We start from the raw sequence: 19,464 nt of genomic DNA, 5'->3' as shown, positions 1-19,464 counted from the left end.
CTTCAGCATTCCCTTCTCTAAAGCGTAGCGTCTCTTAAGCAAAGCGTCTCTTTGTAAAGAGTGTTTTGGTTATTGGTAGCACACCGACTTCAAATAAGAAAAACTCGTTAAATCAATGTGATGGTTTTTTTGCTGTCTGTGGTTTAGTAAACTCACTATCCCTATACTTGAACAACTATTTCTTCATGGCTACCTGATAAATAACGTAATTAGATATACAGTATTACCCTAGTAACCTCATTTTGCCCAATTCTCTTAATACACGGAGCTAATAACCTAGACGGTATTCAGAAATACAGCCCCTGTCTTAGATAGCATCATTTAGATTTCAGCAAGTTCCTTATATCTCTCATCGACTCTTAATAGTTATTGATCTAAGCTAATTATAAAATAATCTTGCGTACTACATTTCGAGAGTATGTTTAATATAAAAATAACAAAGGCTTTAATATGGATAATTATCCTCAGGGTATTTTTTGTTGGTCAGAACTTTGCACACATAATTGGAAAGAAGGTAAAGCCTTTTATACCTCTCTATTTGATTGGGGTCATGATGATCAGCCAATTGGCGATGGTATTTTTTACACTATGCTCCAGAAAGAGGGTGACGACATTGCTGCTATGTACGAAATGCCAAAAGAGCAGATTCAGGAGGGTGTTCCAAGCAGTTGGTTAACTTACATTGCTGTAGATGATGTAGATCATTGTGCAATTAAAGCAAAAGAACTTGGTGCTAAAATAATTGCGGGTCCGCACAATGTTATGGATGCAGGTCGTATGCTGATGTTTACTGATCCGGGGGGAGCAACCGTTGCATTATGGCAAGGAAAAGATCATAAAGGATGTAAACGTTTATCAGAGCTATCAACGCCTTATTGGCATGAGTTAGCGACGCGAAATAGCAAAGTAAGTAATGAGTTTTACTGTGCTTTACTAGGTTGGAAGAGCGAAGTAAAACCTATGGACAACATGGAATATACTTTATTTTTGGTAGACGGTAAGCCAATTGCTGGAATGTTGGAAATGAGTAGCGAATGGCCTGATGATGTCCCACCTCATTGGATGATTTACTTTGCAGTTGACGACTGTGATTCTGCCCTTAATAAGGCTAAAAAGCTGGGAGCCCAAGTATGTGTACCTTCTACTACAGTACCAGACGTTGGCCGATTTGGTGTTCTTTGTGATCCTCAAGGTGCTGTTTTTTCGGTGATCCAAACGAAGGATTAAAGCGTTTACAATATGCTGATAAGTGCATGAGAGAGTTGTCTTGCACTTAGCTACTTTGGTTATTGGCATTAACGTTTAATTTTTTGTTATTTTGTTATAATGCCAGTTATATAAATTATGCATGTTGAGTAGACAATGGAATTTGAACAAGATAGCAATTTAACGCTCCCGTTATTTTTATTAAACGAGTCCTTAAGTGAAAGGGATGTAGAGCAGCCTGATTTTGAAATATCAGTAGCGCTCGATGATGAGTTACTTGCTCAAATTTGCCAAAATCCCTCAGCGGACAGCAGTATAGCTATTACAATAACAAGTTATGAGCTGTTAATAGCCGATCCTTCTTACAAATACATGTTAGAACAATCACACCATGCGCAGATAACTTTAAATCATGGACCTGTATTGAGTGTTGTACTAAATACTGAGAATCAAGATGTATTTATATCTCCGCAGATGGATATGATGCCGACCTTTGATTTAGGTGATGAAGGCGAATGAATAAACTCATAGGCATCGTTACATTAGTTATTTTAAGTGGTTGTGCATACTTAGGTAATGCTCATTATAATGAGCTATTTGGCACTGAGCAGGCCCAGCAGCGTATCGTATCTCATACTACTGGCGAAGGGGCTAATTTTTTACAGAATGTGAAACCGGTTCTCGATACTCGGTGTGTTGTGTGTCATGGTTGTTACGATGCACCTTGTCAGTTAAAGCTATCATCCCCTGAAGGAATAGATAGAGGGGTAAGCAAAGACCTTGTTTACGACGGAACTCGTTTACTTGCTACAACGCCGAGTAGATTGTTATTTGATGCTACAACCACAGAGCAATGGCGAGAAAAGAACTTTACTCCTGTTTTAAATGAGCGAGTACAAACTGAGGAAGCTAACTTAGCTGGTAGCGTCTTGTTTAATAGTTTAGTACTGAAACAAAGCCATGAATTGCCTGCAAATGAAATATTAAATAATGAATTTGATTTTTCGCTGAGCCGCTCTCAAACCTGTGCCACTATGGGAGAATTTGATCAATTAGCGGGTGAGCAACCTCATGCTGGTATGCCTTATGGATTACCGGGCGTATCCCGTGATGAATTTAATCATTTGCAGAAGTGGCTCAAAGCAGGCGGTAAAATGGCGCATATTGACCCGCCAACAGAGTTTGAACTTGAGCAGGTAAAGCATTGGGAAGCATTTTTAAACCAAGATGATTTGAAGTATCAGTTATCGGCTCGCTATATATACGAGCATTGGTTTTTAGCTCATGTATATTTTGACCAAAAGACCCCTGATAACTTTTTTAAGCTCGTCCGTTCGAGCACACCTCCAGGCGAAAAAATAAAATTAATAAGCACACGTCGACCTTATGACGACCCTAAAGTTAACCGTGTTTACTACCGATTTTTGCATGATCGCAGCACTGTTTTATCTAAAACTCACTTACCTCTTAAGCTAAATGATGAAAAGTTGACGCGCTTGTACCAACAGTTCATTGCACCAGAGTATACGGTTAAAAGTATGCCTAGCTATAAGGCAGAGTCTGCATCTAATCCGTTTAAAACGTTTGAAGTGATCCCAATTAATTCTAAATATCAGTTTATGCTTGATGAAGCTGAGTTGATTATTATGGGCTTTATTAAAGGGCCTGTCTGTCGTGGTCAGATAGCGTTAAATGTGATTAACGACCACTTTTGGGTTGCTTTTGCTGATCCAAATAAAGTGGCCACCCCAGCGGTTGGACAAATGATAATGCAGCATGAAGACGCACTTGAATTACCAGCTGCAGAAGAAAGTAATGCATTTCCTATTGCTAACTGGGTTAAATACTCAGCTCTGGAGCAAAAGTATTTGAAAGCAAAGGTCAATTTAGCAAATGAGATGTTTAAAGGCGGTGAGCATTTAACAACAGATTTATTGTGGAAAGGAGATGGTCATAATAAAAATGCAGCACTGACTATTTTTCGTCATTTTGACAGTGCCACTGTGGTGAAGGGGTTCATTGGCCAAGAGCCAAAAACAACTTGGATTTTAGATTATGCCTTATTCGAGCGTATACATTATTTACTGGTTGCTGGTTTTGATGTTTACGGCAATATTGGGCACCAGTTAGTTACGCGTTTATATATGGACTTTTTACGCCTAGAAGGAGAACAAAACTTCTTAGCATTATTACCAGAAAACAAACGAGATAAAATCAAAGGCCAGTGGTATCGTAAATCACCACCAAGTCTTGCTGAGTTTTTTAAAAATAACCGTGAGTTTAGTCAGCCAAGCGGAATAACTTATAAAACAAACACCCCTCAAAAAGAATTGTATGCACTAATGAAGGAGGCGCTAAGTCCAGTGCTAAGTGAGCACTACGATTATAAGCAAGTACCTAAATCGTTGAGTGCCATTAATGCTATGCCGGCAAAAGCAGTAAATTTATTACCGCAGTTATCGTTTGTATTAGTAAAGCAAGATGACGATAGCCATAAGGCTTACACGATTATTCATCATAACGCGCATTACAATATTTCGAGCTTGTTAAATGAAGACGGCCAACGAGCTTTTGAAGAAGACACTGCAACAATCGTCCCTGGTTTTATAGGTGACTACCCAGCTTCCATTTGGTATTTGAATAATGAACAACAAGTTGAGGCTTTTGCTGAACAGTTACCTATGATGCAAGTAGAAGCTGATTACGCAGCCTTAAAAACTAAATTTGGAATTAGACGTTCTCATCCACAGTTTTGGCAATACAGCGATATTTTACACGCTACAGCAAAAAAATACCGTGGTGTTGAATATGGCTTGTTCGATTACAACCGTTTAGAAAATAGATAGTAAGCCCTCTTATATAGCCCAGCTCTGAGTTGGGCTTTTTTATATTTATAGATTAAGCATAGATATTGATGTAATTGGACTACACTTAAACCAAAAAGTTAGGCTAAATATGTTTGAAGTTGTCGCAAATATTCGCCTACGTAATCGGTGGGCATTAATCGCTATTGCGCTATTAATTAGTGTTTCTGTATCACTAATGCAGTACTTTTTTTCAGTACAGAAAAATGATGCAAACATTATTAACATTGCTGGTAAACAGCGAATGCTGTCGCAAAAAATTGCATGGCATGGTGATAAGTTATTAACCTCGCAAGTTCCTAGTACTAGTCATCAGCAGTCTTTAGATGCATCGCTCAGCCTATTTAAAGCAAACCATCAATATTTATTGTTAAAAAACGATAATGGTCAATATAAATACCTCAGCCCTGAGCTTATAAAGTTGTATATACAACCACCTGTTGAGCTAGATTTGCGCGTGCAAAAATTTATCCAACAGGTAGAAGGGCTGCTGTATAAACAGGAAAAAATAAACCCCGATGTGTTTTCTGTTAAGCGCATGGAAGAGTTACTAAAGTATTTAGATCAAGCTGTTGGCTTATTTGAAAAAGCGTCCGTTAAAAAAGTGGCGTGGGTGTCTTCAGCCGAGCTATTTTTTTGGTTGCTAACTATGTTATTGCTTATTGGTGTATTACGTTTTGTGTTCATACCGATGGAAAAGCAGATCACTAAGGCGTTATCAAAGTATCAACAGCAAAAAGATTTTGCGCAGCAAGTGAGTAAAAATAAAGAACATTTTATAGCTCGAGCAAGTCATGAGTTTAGAACGCCCCTACAAGGTTTTGTTACCTCGATTGATTCGTTAGAGGTCAGTAATAGCCAAAAATCGATTAAAACACAGGCCTCTTATTGCGCATCAAGAATAATAGCAATGCTTGACGAACTTCAAGATTTACAGGCGCTTAGTTTGGGCCGTTGGGCATTAAAACCGTCAAATGAAAATTTACTTCAGTCATTCAATAAAGTGCTTTTAGGGTATGAATTTGGTTACAACCAAAAAGGCATTGCCTTAGTTAGATCACTTGATTCGACACTTGACCAAGCTATAAAACTAGATCATCAACGCTTTCAGCAAGTGTTAGCTGAGTTAGTTGGCAATGCATTAAAGTTTACAGAAGAGGGGGCTGTTACTGTTAAGGCTTGTGTTAGCAATAAGCAATTAACAGTAACAATCACGGATACAGGTTCAGGGTTAACCAAGCCAGTCAGCAGGTTAACCTTTGATTCATCCAATCAAAATAATCACTTTCAAGGGTTAAGAACAGGCCTTGCAAGGGTGCAGTATATTGTTGATGCTTTTGACGGAAATATTGTGTTTGAAAATACATCGCCAAATGGGGTGTGCGTTACGCTGAAAATGCCCGTTGTGATTGATGAAAGTGCACCTTCGTTTAGTGCACTGTTACCTAAAAATATGCATTGTTTAGTTGTTGAAGATAACCCGTTAAACATGCACATTTTAACCCGTATTCTTTCACAGCTTAACTACAGCTATGAATGTGCAAAAAACGGAAAGGTCGCATGCGAGATGGCAACTAAAAACGAATACCAAGTCATTTTTATGGATTTAAATATGCCAATAATGGATGGCTTTGAGGCTATTAAAAAAATACGCATTTTTGACGCTAATACGCCTATTATTGTGGTTACCGCTAATACATCAGAAAGTGATATTGCAATTACCACTCAATTAGGTGCAACTGGGCATGTTTTTAAACCTATCAGCACGCAAGCGTTAGCTGAAGTGTTAATAGGTAGCTTAAACCCTAAATAATAAATTGATTATATAGCGTTATTTTCAGCGTTAATTTAGTAAAAATTATTTGCAATAGGTAATCTAAAACGCTCAATTGGTCTTTTTCAAAGAGAGGTTCTATTTGAGAAAATTACATGTATTTTTTCTGTAAGTGGGATACCAATCCGCCATCGTACTTAATCATCTTGTGGGGCTAAACGTGTCGCCTTCTGCGCTATAAAACGCCTATTTAGAAAAGTTGAACAACGAAAATTCAACTTGTTATCAACAGTGTTTTTTAAATCAAAATCGGTTTCTTAATTAGTATTTGTTGAACTTAGCGCATTGATTTACGTTTTTTAATAGAGCTTAAACTAATAATATTAGCAACCCTTAGGGCAATTAATATCACCCTAGGTATAACAATGAGGTTAGAGTCGAGTAACACTGAAACCTTTATCTTTTAACTGCTTTATTAAACCATGCCGCTCTGGTAAGTGCAGCGCGCCTACTGCAATAAATAGCTTTTCGTTATTTAAGCGAGGAACAAGTTGCTCTACCCATTTGTTATTACGGTTTATTAGCATGACTTGCTCGCTTATTTCACCATAATTACTCTCGTCAAAACTCATGTTGTAGTACTCGGTAAGGGTACCCATATCGCCATTTTTCCATGCGTTTACTAGCTTAATAAAGTATGTATTAATATCGCTAAGCTGTTCAAAGGTTTCTTCAATCATTTCATTACTTAATAGCGCCATACCATCAAACATTTGTAACTGCTGCTCTAGGGTTTCTAGTTCACCAATTTTAATGTTGTGCTCTTTAGCGTAAGCAAGTACTTGCTTGTCTATGCCTGTTTGATCAGAAAAGCCTGCATTTTGAAACTCAATTTGCATCATAGTCACCATTACAGCCCAAGGTTTGAAGTTGCTAAACATAGCAATATCAATCGATTTTTTTGCAAAGTAATTTTTAAGCTTATTGTAGTTTTGTTTTGATAGTTCTGTTTGTAATGTTTTACCATTTTTTAGCATCATTAATGGCATTGAGCGCTGTTGCATTTGAAATGGAGTCAGTTTGCTAATATCCACTTCTACAATAACGTGTTCGCTCTCATCAATCGCTTTGGTAACGTTTGCTGGTAAGCCTTTCATGCTGGCGTCACCTACGTGTACGGTGCCAAATAAATAAGATGTTGTGCCGTTTTTTTCTATTTTATATAAAGCCGGTGCCGCAACGCTATTAAAGCTAAGTACTGTAAACAGCACCATAATAAAAAAGTGACTAATACGAGGTATCGCTTTCATAGTTTGTCCTTCAAATCCTGTTGTTGAGTTAAACAAATACTAACCTAAATTTGCCTATACAGCAGTGCTAAATTCAGTATTTATCAATCGTCTTTTGTGAGGATATTGGTACTAATATGTGCGCTCAGTGGAGTATTTGTTCTATTTACGTTTTTTGATTTAGTACAGTTGCAAACCATGATTATTAAAACTATTCGGAAGGTCTAAACATTATCTGTATAAAAAATTAATTTAATTTTTACTAAAACTCAAAAATTAATCAAACCATAAATGGGGAATATAAGAATAGTGAATTTCTATACTTTAAATTAAAACATAAAAATTCCTTTATGGTTGTATTTAGTGAATTTTAAAACCACTTAATTTGAGTTTTAGCAGTTTTTTTGAATTGAATTTGGTGTTGACTTAAGCCGCTCAGCGCGGTACTAATACATAACAGAGCGAGAGATAAACTTTCGCAACAGATTATTTAAATTTGGTGTTAATTACATGCTTACAACTGCACTTAAACTAGTCCTTATTATTATCGTGGTGATTATTCCCGCGAGGGCTTTGTAGTGCTATAAACTTGAGCATTAAAAAGCCCTCCGCACTTAACAGTTCGGAGGGCTTTTTAGTTTTAAGGGTAAAAATTAATTAGGTTGTCACTGAAGAATGAGGATTTATTAATGACAGGCGCAGAACTCACAATCGACTTATTAGCCAAACACGGCGTTAAAGAGGTATTTGGCTACCCTGGTGGGGCCATTATGCCAATTTATGACGCGTTGTATGGTGCGCCAGTCAAGCATTACCTCACTCGCCACGAGCAAGGTGCTGGCTTTGCCGCAGTAGGTTATGCCCGCAGCACAGGTAAATTAGGTGTATGCTTAGCAACATCAGGCCCTGGGGCTACTAACTTAATAACAGCACTTGCAGATGCAATGATGGACTCAGTGCCATTATTAGCAATTACCGGACAAGTACCGACTGCAGCCATTGGCTCAGATGCATTTCAAGAAGTCGATGTACTAGGTATGTCGCTTTCATGTACTAAACACAGTTACATGGTAGAGCGAGCAGAAGATTTAGCCGAAATACTACAAGAGGCCATGCACTTAGCCCAAAGTGGTCGCCCAGGTCCTGTGCTTGTTGATATTCCAAAAGATATTCAAATGGCGCAAGTGCCGTTTAAACCTTGGTTAGCCGCTGATGAGTACTTACCGCAGCTTGATTTAAACCAAGTAGCCATTGCCAATCAGTTATTAAGCGAAGCAAAGCAACCTGTGGCGTATGTAGGTGGCGGCGTGCAAGCCGCTGATGCGCAAAATGAGTTAATGCAGTTTTTAAATAAAACGCAGATGCCTGCGGTATCAACACTTAAAGCGTTAGGTAGCGTATTACCAGATTACGAACACTACCTAGGCATGCTAGGCATGCACGGTACACAAGCCGCTAATATAGCGGTGCAAGAGTGTGATGTTTTAGTGTGTATAGGCGCTCGCTTTGATGACCGCGTAACTGGGAATTTAGCTAAATTTGCCGCTAAAGCAAAAGTAATCCATTTAGACATAGACGCTGCAGAAGTAGGTAAACGTAAACCAGCTAAAGCCTCATTAATTGCTGATTTAAAAACCTCATTACCGGCACTTGAGTGCTTTGTAACCTCTAAAGCATGGTGCGATATAAATAAGCAGTTAAGCGTAAAACATGCGTGGCGCTACGACTACCCAGGCGAAAAAGTATTTGCCCCGTATTTATTGAACCAATTAAGCCAACGTATGCCAAAAACAGGCGTAGTGTGCTGTGATGTGGGTCAGCATCAAATGTGGGTAGCGCAACACATGAAGTTTAGCCACCCGAGCAACCATTTAAGTAGTGGTGGCGCAGGCACTATGGGCTTTGGTTTACCAGCGGCTATTGGCGCACAAGTAGCACGCCCAGACGATTTTGTAATAACGGTGTCGGGTGATGGCTCAATCATGATGAACATTCAAGAGCTTGCGACTATTCGCCGTAACAATTTACCAGTAAAAATACTAATATTAGATAACCAACGCTTAGGTATGGTTCGCCAATGGCAGGAGCTATTTTTTGAAGGACGTTACTCTGAAACAAACCTTTCAGATAACCCTGATTTTGTTCAGTTAGCCGCTGTATTTGGTATTCCTGGGCAAACAATTACCCATGCCAATCAAGTTGATGATGCAATAACAGCATTAGTTAACAGCAAAGGGCCGTACATAGTACATGCCTGCATAGACGATAAAGAAAACGTATGGCCACTTGTACCACCAGGGGCTGCAAATGACGAAATGATTACGGAGAAAGCACAATGAAACACAGCCTAACTATTGCATTAAAGAGCCAAAGTATAGCGGTCGAGCGTTTTTTACGTGTAGTGCGTCACCGTGGTTTTGATCTTACGCATTTTCAGCTCAATTTGGATGATGGCCACTACAATGTTGCAATGACAGTAGACAGCGATAAACCAATTCATCTTTTAACAAGCCAGTTAAATAAGCTGGTGGACGTTAAAGAAATCACTTTACAAAATTTACAGCAACAAGCTGTGTAATTGCTAACAATACAAATTTACGAGTAATTGAATAACTGTTACTCACCAATTTTTAGAATGAGGAATGCCCGCTTACACAGCGGCAAAACAGAGGTAACTATGGCTAAATTAAGAAGTGCAACAACAACTGAAGGACGTAAACGCGCAGGCGCACGTGCATTATGGCGCGCAACAGGCATGACCGACACCGACTTTGGTAAACCAATTATTGCTGTAGTTAACTCGTTTACGCAATTTGTGCCAGGGCACGTACACCTTAATCAGCTAAGTGAGTTAATGGCTGAAACAATCACGCAAGCGGGTGGTGTACCAAAAGAATTTAATACTATTGCAATTGATGACGGTATCGCAATGGGCCACGGGGGCATGCTTTACTCACTCCCTTCGCGCGATCTCATTGCCGACTCGGTTGAGTACATGGTTAACGGCCACTGCGCCGATGCGATGATCTGTATTTCTAACTGTGACAAAATTACCCCAGGGATGATGCTTGCAGCGCTACGCTTAAACATACCGGTTATTTTTGTATCGGGCGGACCAATGGAAGCGGGTAAAACGAAACTTGCTAACATCGATATTAAATTAGATTTAGTCGACGCCATGGTAAAAGGCGCTGATGAAACAGTAAGTGATGCTGATTCAGAACAAGTAGAGCGCTCTGCGTGTCCTACTTGTGGGTCGTGTTCAGGTATGTTTACTGCAAACTCAATGAACTGTTTATTAGAAGCTATTGGCCTTGCACTACCGGGTAATGGTACAACGCTTGCAACCCATAAAGATCGTAAGCAACTGTATGTAGAAGCGGGTGCTCGCATTGTTGATTTATGCCGTGAGTACTACCAAAAAGATAACCAAGACGTATTGCCACGCGCTATTGCTAACAAAACAGCCTTTATGAACTCTATGGTTGTTGATATTGCCATGGGTGGTTCATCTAACACCGTACTGCATTTACTAGCAGCCGCACAAGAAGCTGGCGTAGATTTTGACATGTCGCACATTGACGAGCTATCTCGTAAAACCCCATTTTTATGTAAAGTAGCTCCAGCAACAGCACAGTACCACATTGAAGATGTTCACCGCGCTGGTGGCATGATGGCAATTGTGCGTGAGCTAGGCAAAGCCGGTTTAGTTGATTTATCGGTAAACCACGTTGCAGGTATGACTATGGGGGAGCTTGTTAAAAAATGGGATGCGACAGATCCTAAAAACGAAGCGGCACAAAAGTTTTACCGCGCGGGACCAGCTGGCATTCGTACTACAAAAGCAATGAGCCAAGAGTGTCGTTGGGATGAAGGCGATAACGACCGCGAACACGGTTGTATTCGAAGTGTTGAACACGCATTTAGACAAGATGGCGGCTTAGCTGTACTTTCAGGAAACTTAGCGGTTGATGGCTGTATTGTTAAAAGCGCAGGCGTAGTTGACGAAATGCTGCATTTTGAAGGCACTGCAGTGGTATACGAATCACAAGATGATTCAGTAGAAGGCATTTTAAACGACGAAGTAAAAGCCGGTGATGTTGTGGTTATTCGTTACGAAGGCCCTAAAGGCGGTCCTGGTATGCAAGAAATGCTTTACCCAACGAGCTACTTAAAATCAAAAGGTTTAGCTGAAAAGTGTGCGCTGATCACCGATGGTCGTTTTTCGGGCGGCACGTCTGGTTTATCTATTGGCCACGTATCGCCAGAGGCGGCAAGCGGTGGTGCTATTGCGTACGTTGAAAATGGCGACAAAATTATTATTGATATTGCAACGCGTGAGATCACGCTTGCACTAAGCGAGGAAGAGCTTGAAGCGCGTAAGCAAAAGCAATTAGCGCGTGGTAAACAGGCGTATAAGCCCCTTGACCGTGAGCGTTATGTTTCGTCGGCATTAAAAGCCTATGCACTACTTGCAACGAGTGCAGATAAGGGCGCAGTGCGTGACTTAGAGAAACTGGAGGAGCTGAGCTAATTATGGTTTCTCAAGAGCTCGATTATTTTCGTGCAATTATTCAAGCAAATATGGAGCCCTTGGCTAAAGTCACTGAGGTCAGTGAAATGCCTGACCTTAGCGCTAAACTTGGCAACCATGTATGGCTTAAACGTGAAGATCAACAGCCCGTGTATTCGTTTAAATTACGCGGCGCATACAATAAATTAAATAAGTTGCCAAAAGGGTCTGTTGTAATTACTGCATCGGCTGGTAACCATGCTCAGGGTGTTGCATTAAGCGCTTCGCATTTAGGGCATAAGGCAACGATTGTAATGCCTGTTACAACGCCAGAAATAAAGGTTAACGCCGTACGCGCTTTAGGCGGTGAGGTTGTATTGCATGGACATCAGTTTGATGTAGCTAAAGCGCACGCGCTTGAGCTCACAGAGCAGCGTAATGGCATTTTTGTCCCACCATTTGACGATCCTGACGTTATTGTTGGGCAAGGTACTGTAGCGCGAGAACTCATGCAGCAGCTCAATGAGCTTGATGCGGTATTTATTCCCGTTGGAGGCGGTGGCTTACTGGCAGGCATGGCTGTTTATATAAAGTCACTTCGTCCTGATATCAAAGTCATTGGCGTAGAAGCCGATGAGAGCGCCTGTTTACAAGCTGCACTTGAAGCGGGTGAACCGGTAGAGCTTGACCGAGTAGGTAGTTTTGCCGATGGTGTAGCGGTTAAAATTATTGGCAAGGAAACATTTCGCTTAGCACAAAAGTTTTGCGATGAAGTAATCACTGTGACTAGCGATGAAATTTGCGCCGCCATGCAAGATATTTTTGTGTCTACTCGTGCAATTGCAGAGCCTTCTGGCGCTCTTGCAACGGCAGGGCTTAAAAAGTGGAGCCAACAATCGCTCTTAAAAGGGTTGCATTTAGCAGCTGTGCTTTCGGGCGCAAATTTAAACTTTGATCGCTTACGTTATGTCGCTGAGCGCACTGCGCTAGGTGAAAAAAACGAAGCGTTATTAGCCGTTACCATCAAAGAAGAAAAAGGCAGTTTTAAACAGTTTTGTGCGTCTTTAGGTGGCCGTGCTATTACTGAGTTTAACTACCGTTATGCAGGGCCTGGTGAAGCGCAAATATTTGTAGGTATTGCGCTGCGCCAAGGAGAGCAGGAGCTTAATGAGCTCAAGCAGGACCTAACTAAAAACGATTACGCGTTTTGCGACTTATCAGATAATGAACTTGCTAAGCTACACGTACGTTATATGGTTGGCGGTAAAGCACCCGAAAAACTGCATGAACGTTTGTTACGTTTTGAGTTTCCAGAATACCCCGGCGCACTAGCGCGCTTTTTAGATACGCTAGGCAACGATTGGAATATCACGTTATTTCATTATCGGAGTCAAGGCGGCTCAATGGGTTATGTATTAGCCGGTTTTGCTATTGAACCTGAGCAATTTGAGACTTTTAACGAGCATTTAAATGACTTAGGCTATAGCGTGCAAGATGAAACGCATAATCCGTGTTTTACACAGTTTTTAACGACGCAACCTCTTTCAGAGAAAACCGCAAAGCTCGCTTCAGTTTAACAGCCATTAAAGAGCAAGTACCTTACAAGGGTGCTTGCTTTATCATTTGTTTTACATATAGTTACTGATACCGTCATTAACTTGAGGAAACTTGGTTGTTACTTAAAGGATTAATACTTGGATTGTGTTGTTTTTGTGGCCAAATTGCGGCGCAAGAATCGATCACTCTACAATTAAAATGGACGCATCAGTTTCAGTTTGCTGGTTACTACATGGCCAAAGAAAAAGGGTTTTATAAAGATGTGGGTCTTGATGTAACCATAAACCCAGCAGATCTAACAATGCCCGATGCGTTTAGTGCTGTGGCTAATGGCGACGCCGAGTTTGGTGTAGGTCACTCGGGTATTTTACAGGAACGTATAAACGGCCAATCTTTTGTAGCAATGGCGCCTATCTTGCAATATTCACCTTATTGTTGGATGGTCAAAGACACCTCTGATATTTTTCATCCTCGTGATTTTGTAAATAAGCGAATTAGTAAAGTGAGTCACAATGATAGCAATGAGTTAATGGCTATGCTGACACGCAGCGGAGTTAATACGCGTTTGCTTAGTGTATACAACGGTGACAACCCAAGCCAAGCCTGGATTGAGAACAGGCTCGATGCGATGCAAGTTTATTTATCTACAGAGCCCTACAATATGACTCAAAGAGGTATATCACATCGCCTAATATGTCCTCAGCGTTACGGCATAGACGTTTATGCAGATATCTTATATACCACTGGGAAAATGTTAAGCACATCCCCTGAAACCGTTGAAAAATTTTACCAAGCCAGCCTGAAGGGGTGGCGCTACGCAATGATGAATATGGATGAGGCCATTGCGGTTACCCAAATACTTTACGCACCTAACAAAAGTTTCCATGAATTAGCATACGAGGCTGAAGTATTAAAAGAGTACATTATGCCTGCAACAACTAGCCTGGGGCATATGTCTATTCCAAAATGGCGCCTAATTGCAGACTTGTACGGTATTCACCAAACTGAGTTTGATAAGGTTAAAGCCAGTTTTATTTATAAATATCAGCGACCGGAAAAAATGGAACTATCGTGGATGTTAATTGCAGCGATAATTGTGAGTGTTATCTCTATACCGTTGTATTTGCGCTTAATGTTTAGTAAAAAAATAACCGTTTAATGGCTGTTAATGTTACTGATACAATTGGCTTCCTTTCAATAAATTAAGCTGTTATGACATTAGCCGAGCAATTTACTTCACTTGACTCTATTTTAAAGCGTACTCGCATCTATTGGCAGTGCACCGCTTTTGATTTTGATGCGATCCCTTGGCCTGAACTGCGAGGCATATTAAATAGTTTAACAGATGAGCAAGTAGCAACGCTTGATACCAAGCAGAATGAGTTAATAGACTTCTTTAATCCACACATTAAGTTACTTGATGAATTACAGCTATTATGTAAATTACCTCAGGCAAATACTCCCCGATATGATTACCCTTTTTGGATTAGTAACGGCATAAAAGGGCGTAAATTCGAACAACTCCAAGACTTTGTATCTGCGTTGCCAAACACAAAATTACCGGTATTAGAATGGTGTGCGGGTAAAGGGCACTTAGGTCGTATGCTCGCATTTAACGGTGCCACGCAGGTCAGCAGTGTTGAGTTGCAATCAACATTATGCGAACAAGGCCAAAAAGCAGCACTGCAACAAGGCTTGGCAATGCAATTTAGCCAAGTTGATGTATTAAAAGATGATACTACATCACTTTTTAATACACAGATGCATGCTGTGGCGCTTCATGCATGCGGCGCTTTACATCAGGCTATGATGCGCAAAGCAATAGCTGCAAACGTGCAGCAAATTAGCTTTTCACCTTGTTGCTATCATTTATTCACATCTAATGATTACTTACCAATGAGCGAGCTTGCCAAGCAAAGTCAGCTTAGGTTAACTCACCGCGATTTAAAACTAGCCTTGCAAGAAACAGTAACTGCGCCAACTCGTGTTGATAAAATACGAAAAACAGAACTTGAGTGGCGGTTGGGCTTTGATGCACTCAGGAGGTCAATTACTAATGAATTACACTATGTTAGTGTTCCCTCTGTTAATAAGGCCGTGTTCTCAGGTTCATTTAAATCATTCTGTGAGTGGGCGGGCGATAAAAAAGCCTTGAAAATACCGCAAGGTATTGATTATGAATATTTTTTATCTGTGGGTGTGGCTCGAAAAAAGGTCACTGACAGAGTTGAACTGGTTCGACATGTGTTCAGAAGAGCAATTGAGGTTTGGCTTGTGCTCGATCGTGCTTTATATTTGCAACAGCATGGCTATCAAGTAAGTATTAAAACCTTTTGTGAAAAGCAGTTAACGCCTCGGAATATTTTAATTCTTGCCAATACTAACCCTTCAACCAACAACTAGTCGTTTTGGCTTAATAAGAGATGCAATGAGAAAATTAAAAAATTTGTTCGATAATAATAAAAACTGGGCTGCGCGAACAAGCGAAGCGAATCCAGAGTTTTTTAAAATTTTATCTATGCAGCAAAACCCTGAGTACTTATGGATTGGTTGTTCAGACTCTCGTGTACCCGCAAACCAAATAGTTGATTTATTACCCGGAGAATTATTTGTACACCGTAATGTAGCAAATGTCGTTGTACATACCGATCATAACTGTTTATCTGTTATGCAGTATGCGGTAGAAGTACTAAAAGTTAAACACATAATGGTTGTTGGCCATTATGGGTGCGGTGGCGTTCAAGCTGTACTAAGTGATGCAAAGTTTGGTTTTATTGATAACTGGCTTCGACATGTTGGCGATGTAAAAGAAAAGCACATAGATCAACTCAACAGCATAGACGAAGAGCAGCGCTTGAGTCGCCTTATTGAGCTTAATGTAATAGAACAAGTACGCAATGTATGTCGTACCAATATTGTGCAAGATGCATGGGAGCGCGGCCAAGATTTAACAATACATGGTTGGGTTTATGGTTTAGAAAACGGCCACTTACATGATTTAGAAGCCGTTGTTACGTGCGCGGAAGAAGAGTCGGACAGTTATAAACGTGCAATACAACATGTTTTTAAAAAAGCAGGTTGTGAGTAAATAAATGACAAAAACGGCGGTTGTTATTGGCGCAACAGGTTTAGTTGGGTCTGAGCTTTTAACTGCATTACTCAGTTGCGCTGAGTATAGTCAGGTTGTCGCGATAACACGCCGAGCGTTACCACTTTCCCATCCTCAGTTAACTAATCACGTTATTGATTTTGAAAAGTTGACTCAATACCGCGATTTCTTTAAAGGTGATGTGTTTTTTTCGTGCTTAGGGACAACGCTTAAGCAAGCGGGCTCTGTAGATGCGCAGCGTAAAGTGGATTTTGACTATCAATTTATCGCCGCACAACTTGCAGCATGCAATGGCATAAGCCATTATTGTTTAGTGTCATCAAGTGGTGCTAACGCAAATAGCAATAGCGCTTATTTAAAAATGAAGGGGCAGCTAGAGCAACAGGTTGTGCCATTAGCATTTAATAAAATAAGTATTTTTCAACCGTCGTTGTTAATAGGTGAGCGAGATCACTTTAGATTAGCTGAAAAAATAGGCAGTGTGATTTTACCATTGCTTACAAAAATTGGTTTCTTAAAGCGTTATAAACCTATAACAGGAAAGCAAGTTGCTTTAAAAATGTTAGCGGTGAGCTTAGAGCAAAAAGAGGCGCAAAAATATTATGTGCTTGATGAGTTATTTATCTAGATTTTTGTTAGACATAAAAAAGCAGCTCAGGCTGCTTTTTTTATGTGTTGAATTAATTATTCTGCGTTTGTATTTTCGTTTAGTTGCTGTTCAAGAATAGCGACTTTAGCTTCTAGCTCAGTTAGTTTTTCGCGTGTACGGATAAGTACTTGGCTTTGAATATCAAATTCTTCTCGGCTAACAAAGTCCATCTCAGCAAGTTTGTTTTGTAAAACTTGCTTTGTTTTACCTTCTAGCGTGTCTGCTAAATTTTTTACACCTTGTGGCATATTACTCGTAATTTGCTTAGCAATTTCTTCTAGTTTTGCTGGGTTGATCATAATTGTCCCTTCGGCCTTGCCTAAAATGAATATAACTAATATTACCTTATACCCACCTCATTTAACACATGATCATGTTTAGGTAATTAATTATGGCAATTGCTATGCCTGTAGTAATGGTTACGTTAAAATTGCGCGTCTTTTAAATCTTTCTGGTCGTTATGAAACTCAATCCAAAACAAGATGAAGCAGTAAAATACATTAGTGGTCCATGTCTAGTACTTGCTGGTGCCGGTTCTGGAAAAACCCGCGTTATTACAAACAAAATTGCTTACTTAGTGCAAAAATGTGAATACAAAGCACGTAATATTGCAGCGGTTACCTTTACTAATAAAGCGGCTAAAGAGATGCGTGAGCGTGTATTACAAACGCTTGGCAAGCAAGAAGCAAAAGGGTTATGGGTATCAACGTTTCATACACTGGGTTTAGAAATAATAAAAAAAGAAATAAGTACACTTGGCTTTAAACCTGGTTTTTCGTTGTTTGACGATCAAGATACCAACCAGCTGTTGTCGGAGCTCACTGAAGATGAATTAAAAAAAGACAAAGATTTACTCAAGCTACTTAAAATGGAAATTGGTAGCTGGAAAAACGAATTAGTATTGCCAGAGCAAGCAATACGTGAAGCGCGTGACGCGCAAAAGGCGTTATTCGCGCAGCTATATGCGCGCTATCAAACACAATTACGTGCTTATAATGCATTAGATTTTGACGATCTAATAATGATCCCTACGTTACTACTTACTAGCAATGCAACATCTCGTGAGCGTTGGCAGCAACGCTTTAAATACTTGCTGGTGGATGAATACCAAGATACCAACACCAGCCAGTATCAGCTTGTAAAGCTACTCGTAGGTGAGAGAGCACGCTTTACTGTAGTGGGCGACGATGACCAATCGATTTACTCATGGCGTGGTGCACGTCCGCAAAACCTTGTTCTTTTGAGTAAAGATTATCCCGGACTTAGGCTTATAAAGCTTGAGCAAAATTACCGAAGCGCGCAGCGAATACTTAAATCTGCCAATATACTCATTGCCAACAACCCGCACGATATAGAAAAAAACTATTTAGTGAGTTAGGGTACGGTGAGCCGATAAAAGTTATTGGGTGTCGTGATGAAGAGCATGAGTCGGAGCGTGTAGTTGCTGAAATTATTTCGCATAAATTTATGAAGCGCACCAGCTACAAAGACTACGCTATTTTGTATCGTGGTAATCACCAAGCACGTGGCTTTGAAAAGTCATTAATGAGCAACCGCATTCCCTATAAAATAAGTGGCGGTATGTCGTTTTTTGCGCGTTCAGAAATTAAAGACATCATGGCGTATTTACGTTTGCTCGTAAACCAAGACGACGATAACGCATTTTTACGTATAGTAAACACGCCTAGACGAGAAATAGGCACGGTAACACTTGAAAAACTGGGCACTTTAGCCAACGAAAAACATCAAAGTTTGTTTGCTACTTGTTTTGATAACGACCTGAGTTACAGGCTAAAAGGGCGTGGTTTTAACGCTTTAGCTGGGTTTGCTCGATGGATTGTCGAATTGTCAGACAACGCGGTACGCAGTGATACGCTAGAGGCAGTAAAAGATTTAGTGCGTAATATTAATTACGAAGCTTACCTTTACGAAACATCGCCTAGTGCTAAAGCGGCCGAAATGAGAATGAAAAATGTCTCTGAATTGTATCGTTGGATCACAGACATGCTAACCGGAGACGCTGATAACGAGCCGATGACGCTTGCCGAAGTGGTTAGTAAACTGACACTGCGCGATATGTTAGAGCGTAATGAGGAAGAAGATGAATCCGATGCTGTTCAGTTACTTACATTGCATGCCTCTAAAGGTTTAGAGTATCCGTATGTGTTTATGGTTGGTATGGAAGAGGGGTTGCTACCTCACCAGGTTAGTATTGATGAAGACAATGTAGATGAAGAGCGTCGACTCGCTTACGTTGGTATTACGCGTGCGCAGCAAGAGTTAACACTTACATATGCAAAAATCCGCCGCCAGTTTGGTGAAACCTCTGAAACAGAGTTAAGTCGATTTGTGCAAGAGTTGCCGCAAGATGATTTGGCATTTGAAAACAAAAAAGCGCCAAGTTCTCAGGCAGAGCGAATGGAAAAAGGGCAAGCCAGAGTCGCAAATTTACGAGCTATGTTTAAAAAACCTGAGTGAAATCAGGCTTTTTTATAACCAAAGC

General features: G+C 40.3%; 14 protein-coding genes and 1 pseudogene. 13 read left to right on the top strand and 2 right to left on the bottom strand.

Annotated elements, in window-relative coordinates:
* Nucleotides 1-450: 450 nt before the first annotated feature.
* From P20480_RS00060 to P20480_RS00075, 4 genes are all read left to right on the top strand, one after another.
* Complete coding sequence (locus P20480_RS00060; protein WP_008133270.1) at nt 451-1,227, top strand: VOC family protein; 777 nt, start codon at nt 451-453, stop codon at nt 1,225-1,227.
* Nucleotides 1,228-1,362: 135 nt separating this feature from the next.
* A complete protein-coding gene (locus P20480_RS00065; protein WP_008133269.1) occupies nt 1,363-1,725 on the top strand; it encodes a hypothetical protein in 363 nt (120 codons plus the stop codon).
* Nucleotides 1,722-4,052 carry a fatty acid cis/trans isomerase gene (locus tag P20480_RS00070; RefSeq protein ID WP_008133268.1) on the top strand — a complete coding sequence of 777 codons (2,331 nt, stop codon included), beginning with the start codon at nt 1,722-1,724 and terminating at the stop codon, nt 4,050-4,052. The genes P20480_RS00065 and P20480_RS00070 overlap by 4 nt, the downstream gene beginning before the upstream one ends.
* Nucleotides 4,053-4,161: 109 nt before the next feature.
* Nucleotides 4,162-5,883, top strand: coding sequence for a response regulator (locus P20480_RS00075; RefSeq protein WP_008133267.1), 1,722 nt, complete (start codon nt 4,162-4,164; stop codon nt 5,881-5,883).
* A gap of 392 nt (nt 5,884-6,275) precedes the next feature.
* Here the strand turns inward: P20480_RS00075 and P20480_RS00080 are convergent, their stop codons facing one another.
* Entirely contained in the window at nt 6,276-7,154 is an 879-nt protein-coding gene (locus P20480_RS00080) for a TraB/GumN family protein (protein ID WP_008133266.1), read from the bottom strand.
* 668 nt (nt 7,155-7,822) lie between these two features.
* Between P20480_RS00080 and ilvG the strand changes: the two genes are divergently transcribed.
* The 8 genes from ilvG (at nt 7,823) to P20480_RS00120 (ending at nt 16,940) form a co-directional block, all read left to right on the top strand.
* Entirely contained in the window at nt 7,823-9,472 is a 1,650-nt protein-coding gene (gene ilvG, locus P20480_RS00085) for an acetolactate synthase 2 catalytic subunit (protein ID WP_006793048.1), read from the top strand.
* Complete coding sequence (gene ilvM, locus P20480_RS00090) at nt 9,469-9,711, top strand: acetolactate synthase 2 small subunit (protein WP_008133265.1); 243 nt, start codon at nt 9,469-9,471, stop codon at nt 9,709-9,711. The genes ilvG and ilvM overlap by 4 nt, the downstream gene beginning before the upstream one ends.
* A 99-nt stretch (nt 9,712-9,810) precedes the next feature.
* The gene (gene ilvD / locus P20480_RS00095) at nt 9,811-11,667 is read left to right on the top strand and encodes a dihydroxy-acid dehydratase (protein WP_008133264.1); all 1,857 of its coding nucleotides are present in this window, start codon (nt 9,811-9,813) and stop codon (nt 11,665-11,667) included.
* Between the two features lie 2 nt (nt 11,668-11,669).
* The gene (gene ilvA, locus P20480_RS00100; RefSeq protein ID WP_008133263.1) at nt 11,670-13,223 is read left to right on the top strand and encodes a threonine ammonia-lyase, biosynthetic; all 1,554 of its coding nucleotides are present in this window, start codon (nt 11,670-11,672) and stop codon (nt 13,221-13,223) included.
* 95 nt (nt 13,224-13,318) lie between these two features.
* Entirely contained in the window at nt 13,319-14,362 is a 1,044-nt protein-coding gene (locus P20480_RS00105) for an ABC transporter substrate-binding protein (protein ID WP_008133260.1), read from the top strand.
* Between the two features lie 53 nt (nt 14,363-14,415).
* Complete coding sequence (locus P20480_RS00110; protein WP_008133258.1) at nt 14,416-15,606, top strand: methyltransferase; 1,191 nt, start codon at nt 14,416-14,418, stop codon at nt 15,604-15,606.
* A 25-nt stretch (nt 15,607-15,631) separates the two neighbouring features.
* Nucleotides 15,632-16,291 carry a carbonate dehydratase gene (can, locus tag P20480_RS00115; protein ID WP_006793054.1) on the top strand — a complete coding sequence of 220 codons (660 nt, stop codon included), beginning with the start codon at nt 15,632-15,634 and terminating at the stop codon, nt 16,289-16,291.
* Between the two features lie 4 nt (nt 16,292-16,295).
* Nucleotides 16,296-16,940 (top strand): Rossmann-fold NAD(P)-binding domain-containing protein, encoded by a 645-nt coding sequence (locus tag P20480_RS00120; RefSeq protein ID WP_008133255.1) that lies wholly within the window; start codon nt 16,296-16,298, stop codon nt 16,938-16,940.
* 56 nt (nt 16,941-16,996) lie between these two features.
* Here P20480_RS00120 and ubiK read toward each other — a convergent pair whose 3' ends face one another.
* Nucleotides 16,997-17,260 carry a ubiquinone biosynthesis accessory factor UbiK gene (gene ubiK / locus P20480_RS00125; RefSeq protein ID WP_006793056.1) on the bottom strand — a complete coding sequence of 88 codons (264 nt, stop codon included), beginning with the start codon at nt 17,258-17,260 and terminating at the stop codon, nt 16,997-16,999.
* 161 nt (nt 17,261-17,421) lie between these two features.
* Between ubiK and rep the strand changes: the two are divergent.
* Nucleotides 17,422-19,439, top strand: a pseudogene (gene rep / locus P20480_RS18945) (DNA helicase Rep).
* The last annotated feature ends 25 nt before the right edge of the window (nt 19,440-19,464 follow it).

Source organism: Pseudoalteromonas sp. BSi20480 (assembly GCF_000241365.1).
GTDB lineage: Bacteria > Pseudomonadota > Gammaproteobacteria > Enterobacterales > Alteromonadaceae > Pseudoalteromonas > Pseudoalteromonas marina.
The sequence above is the reverse complement of the archived record's forward strand: the minus strand, read 5'-3'. Positions and strand labels throughout refer to the sequence as shown.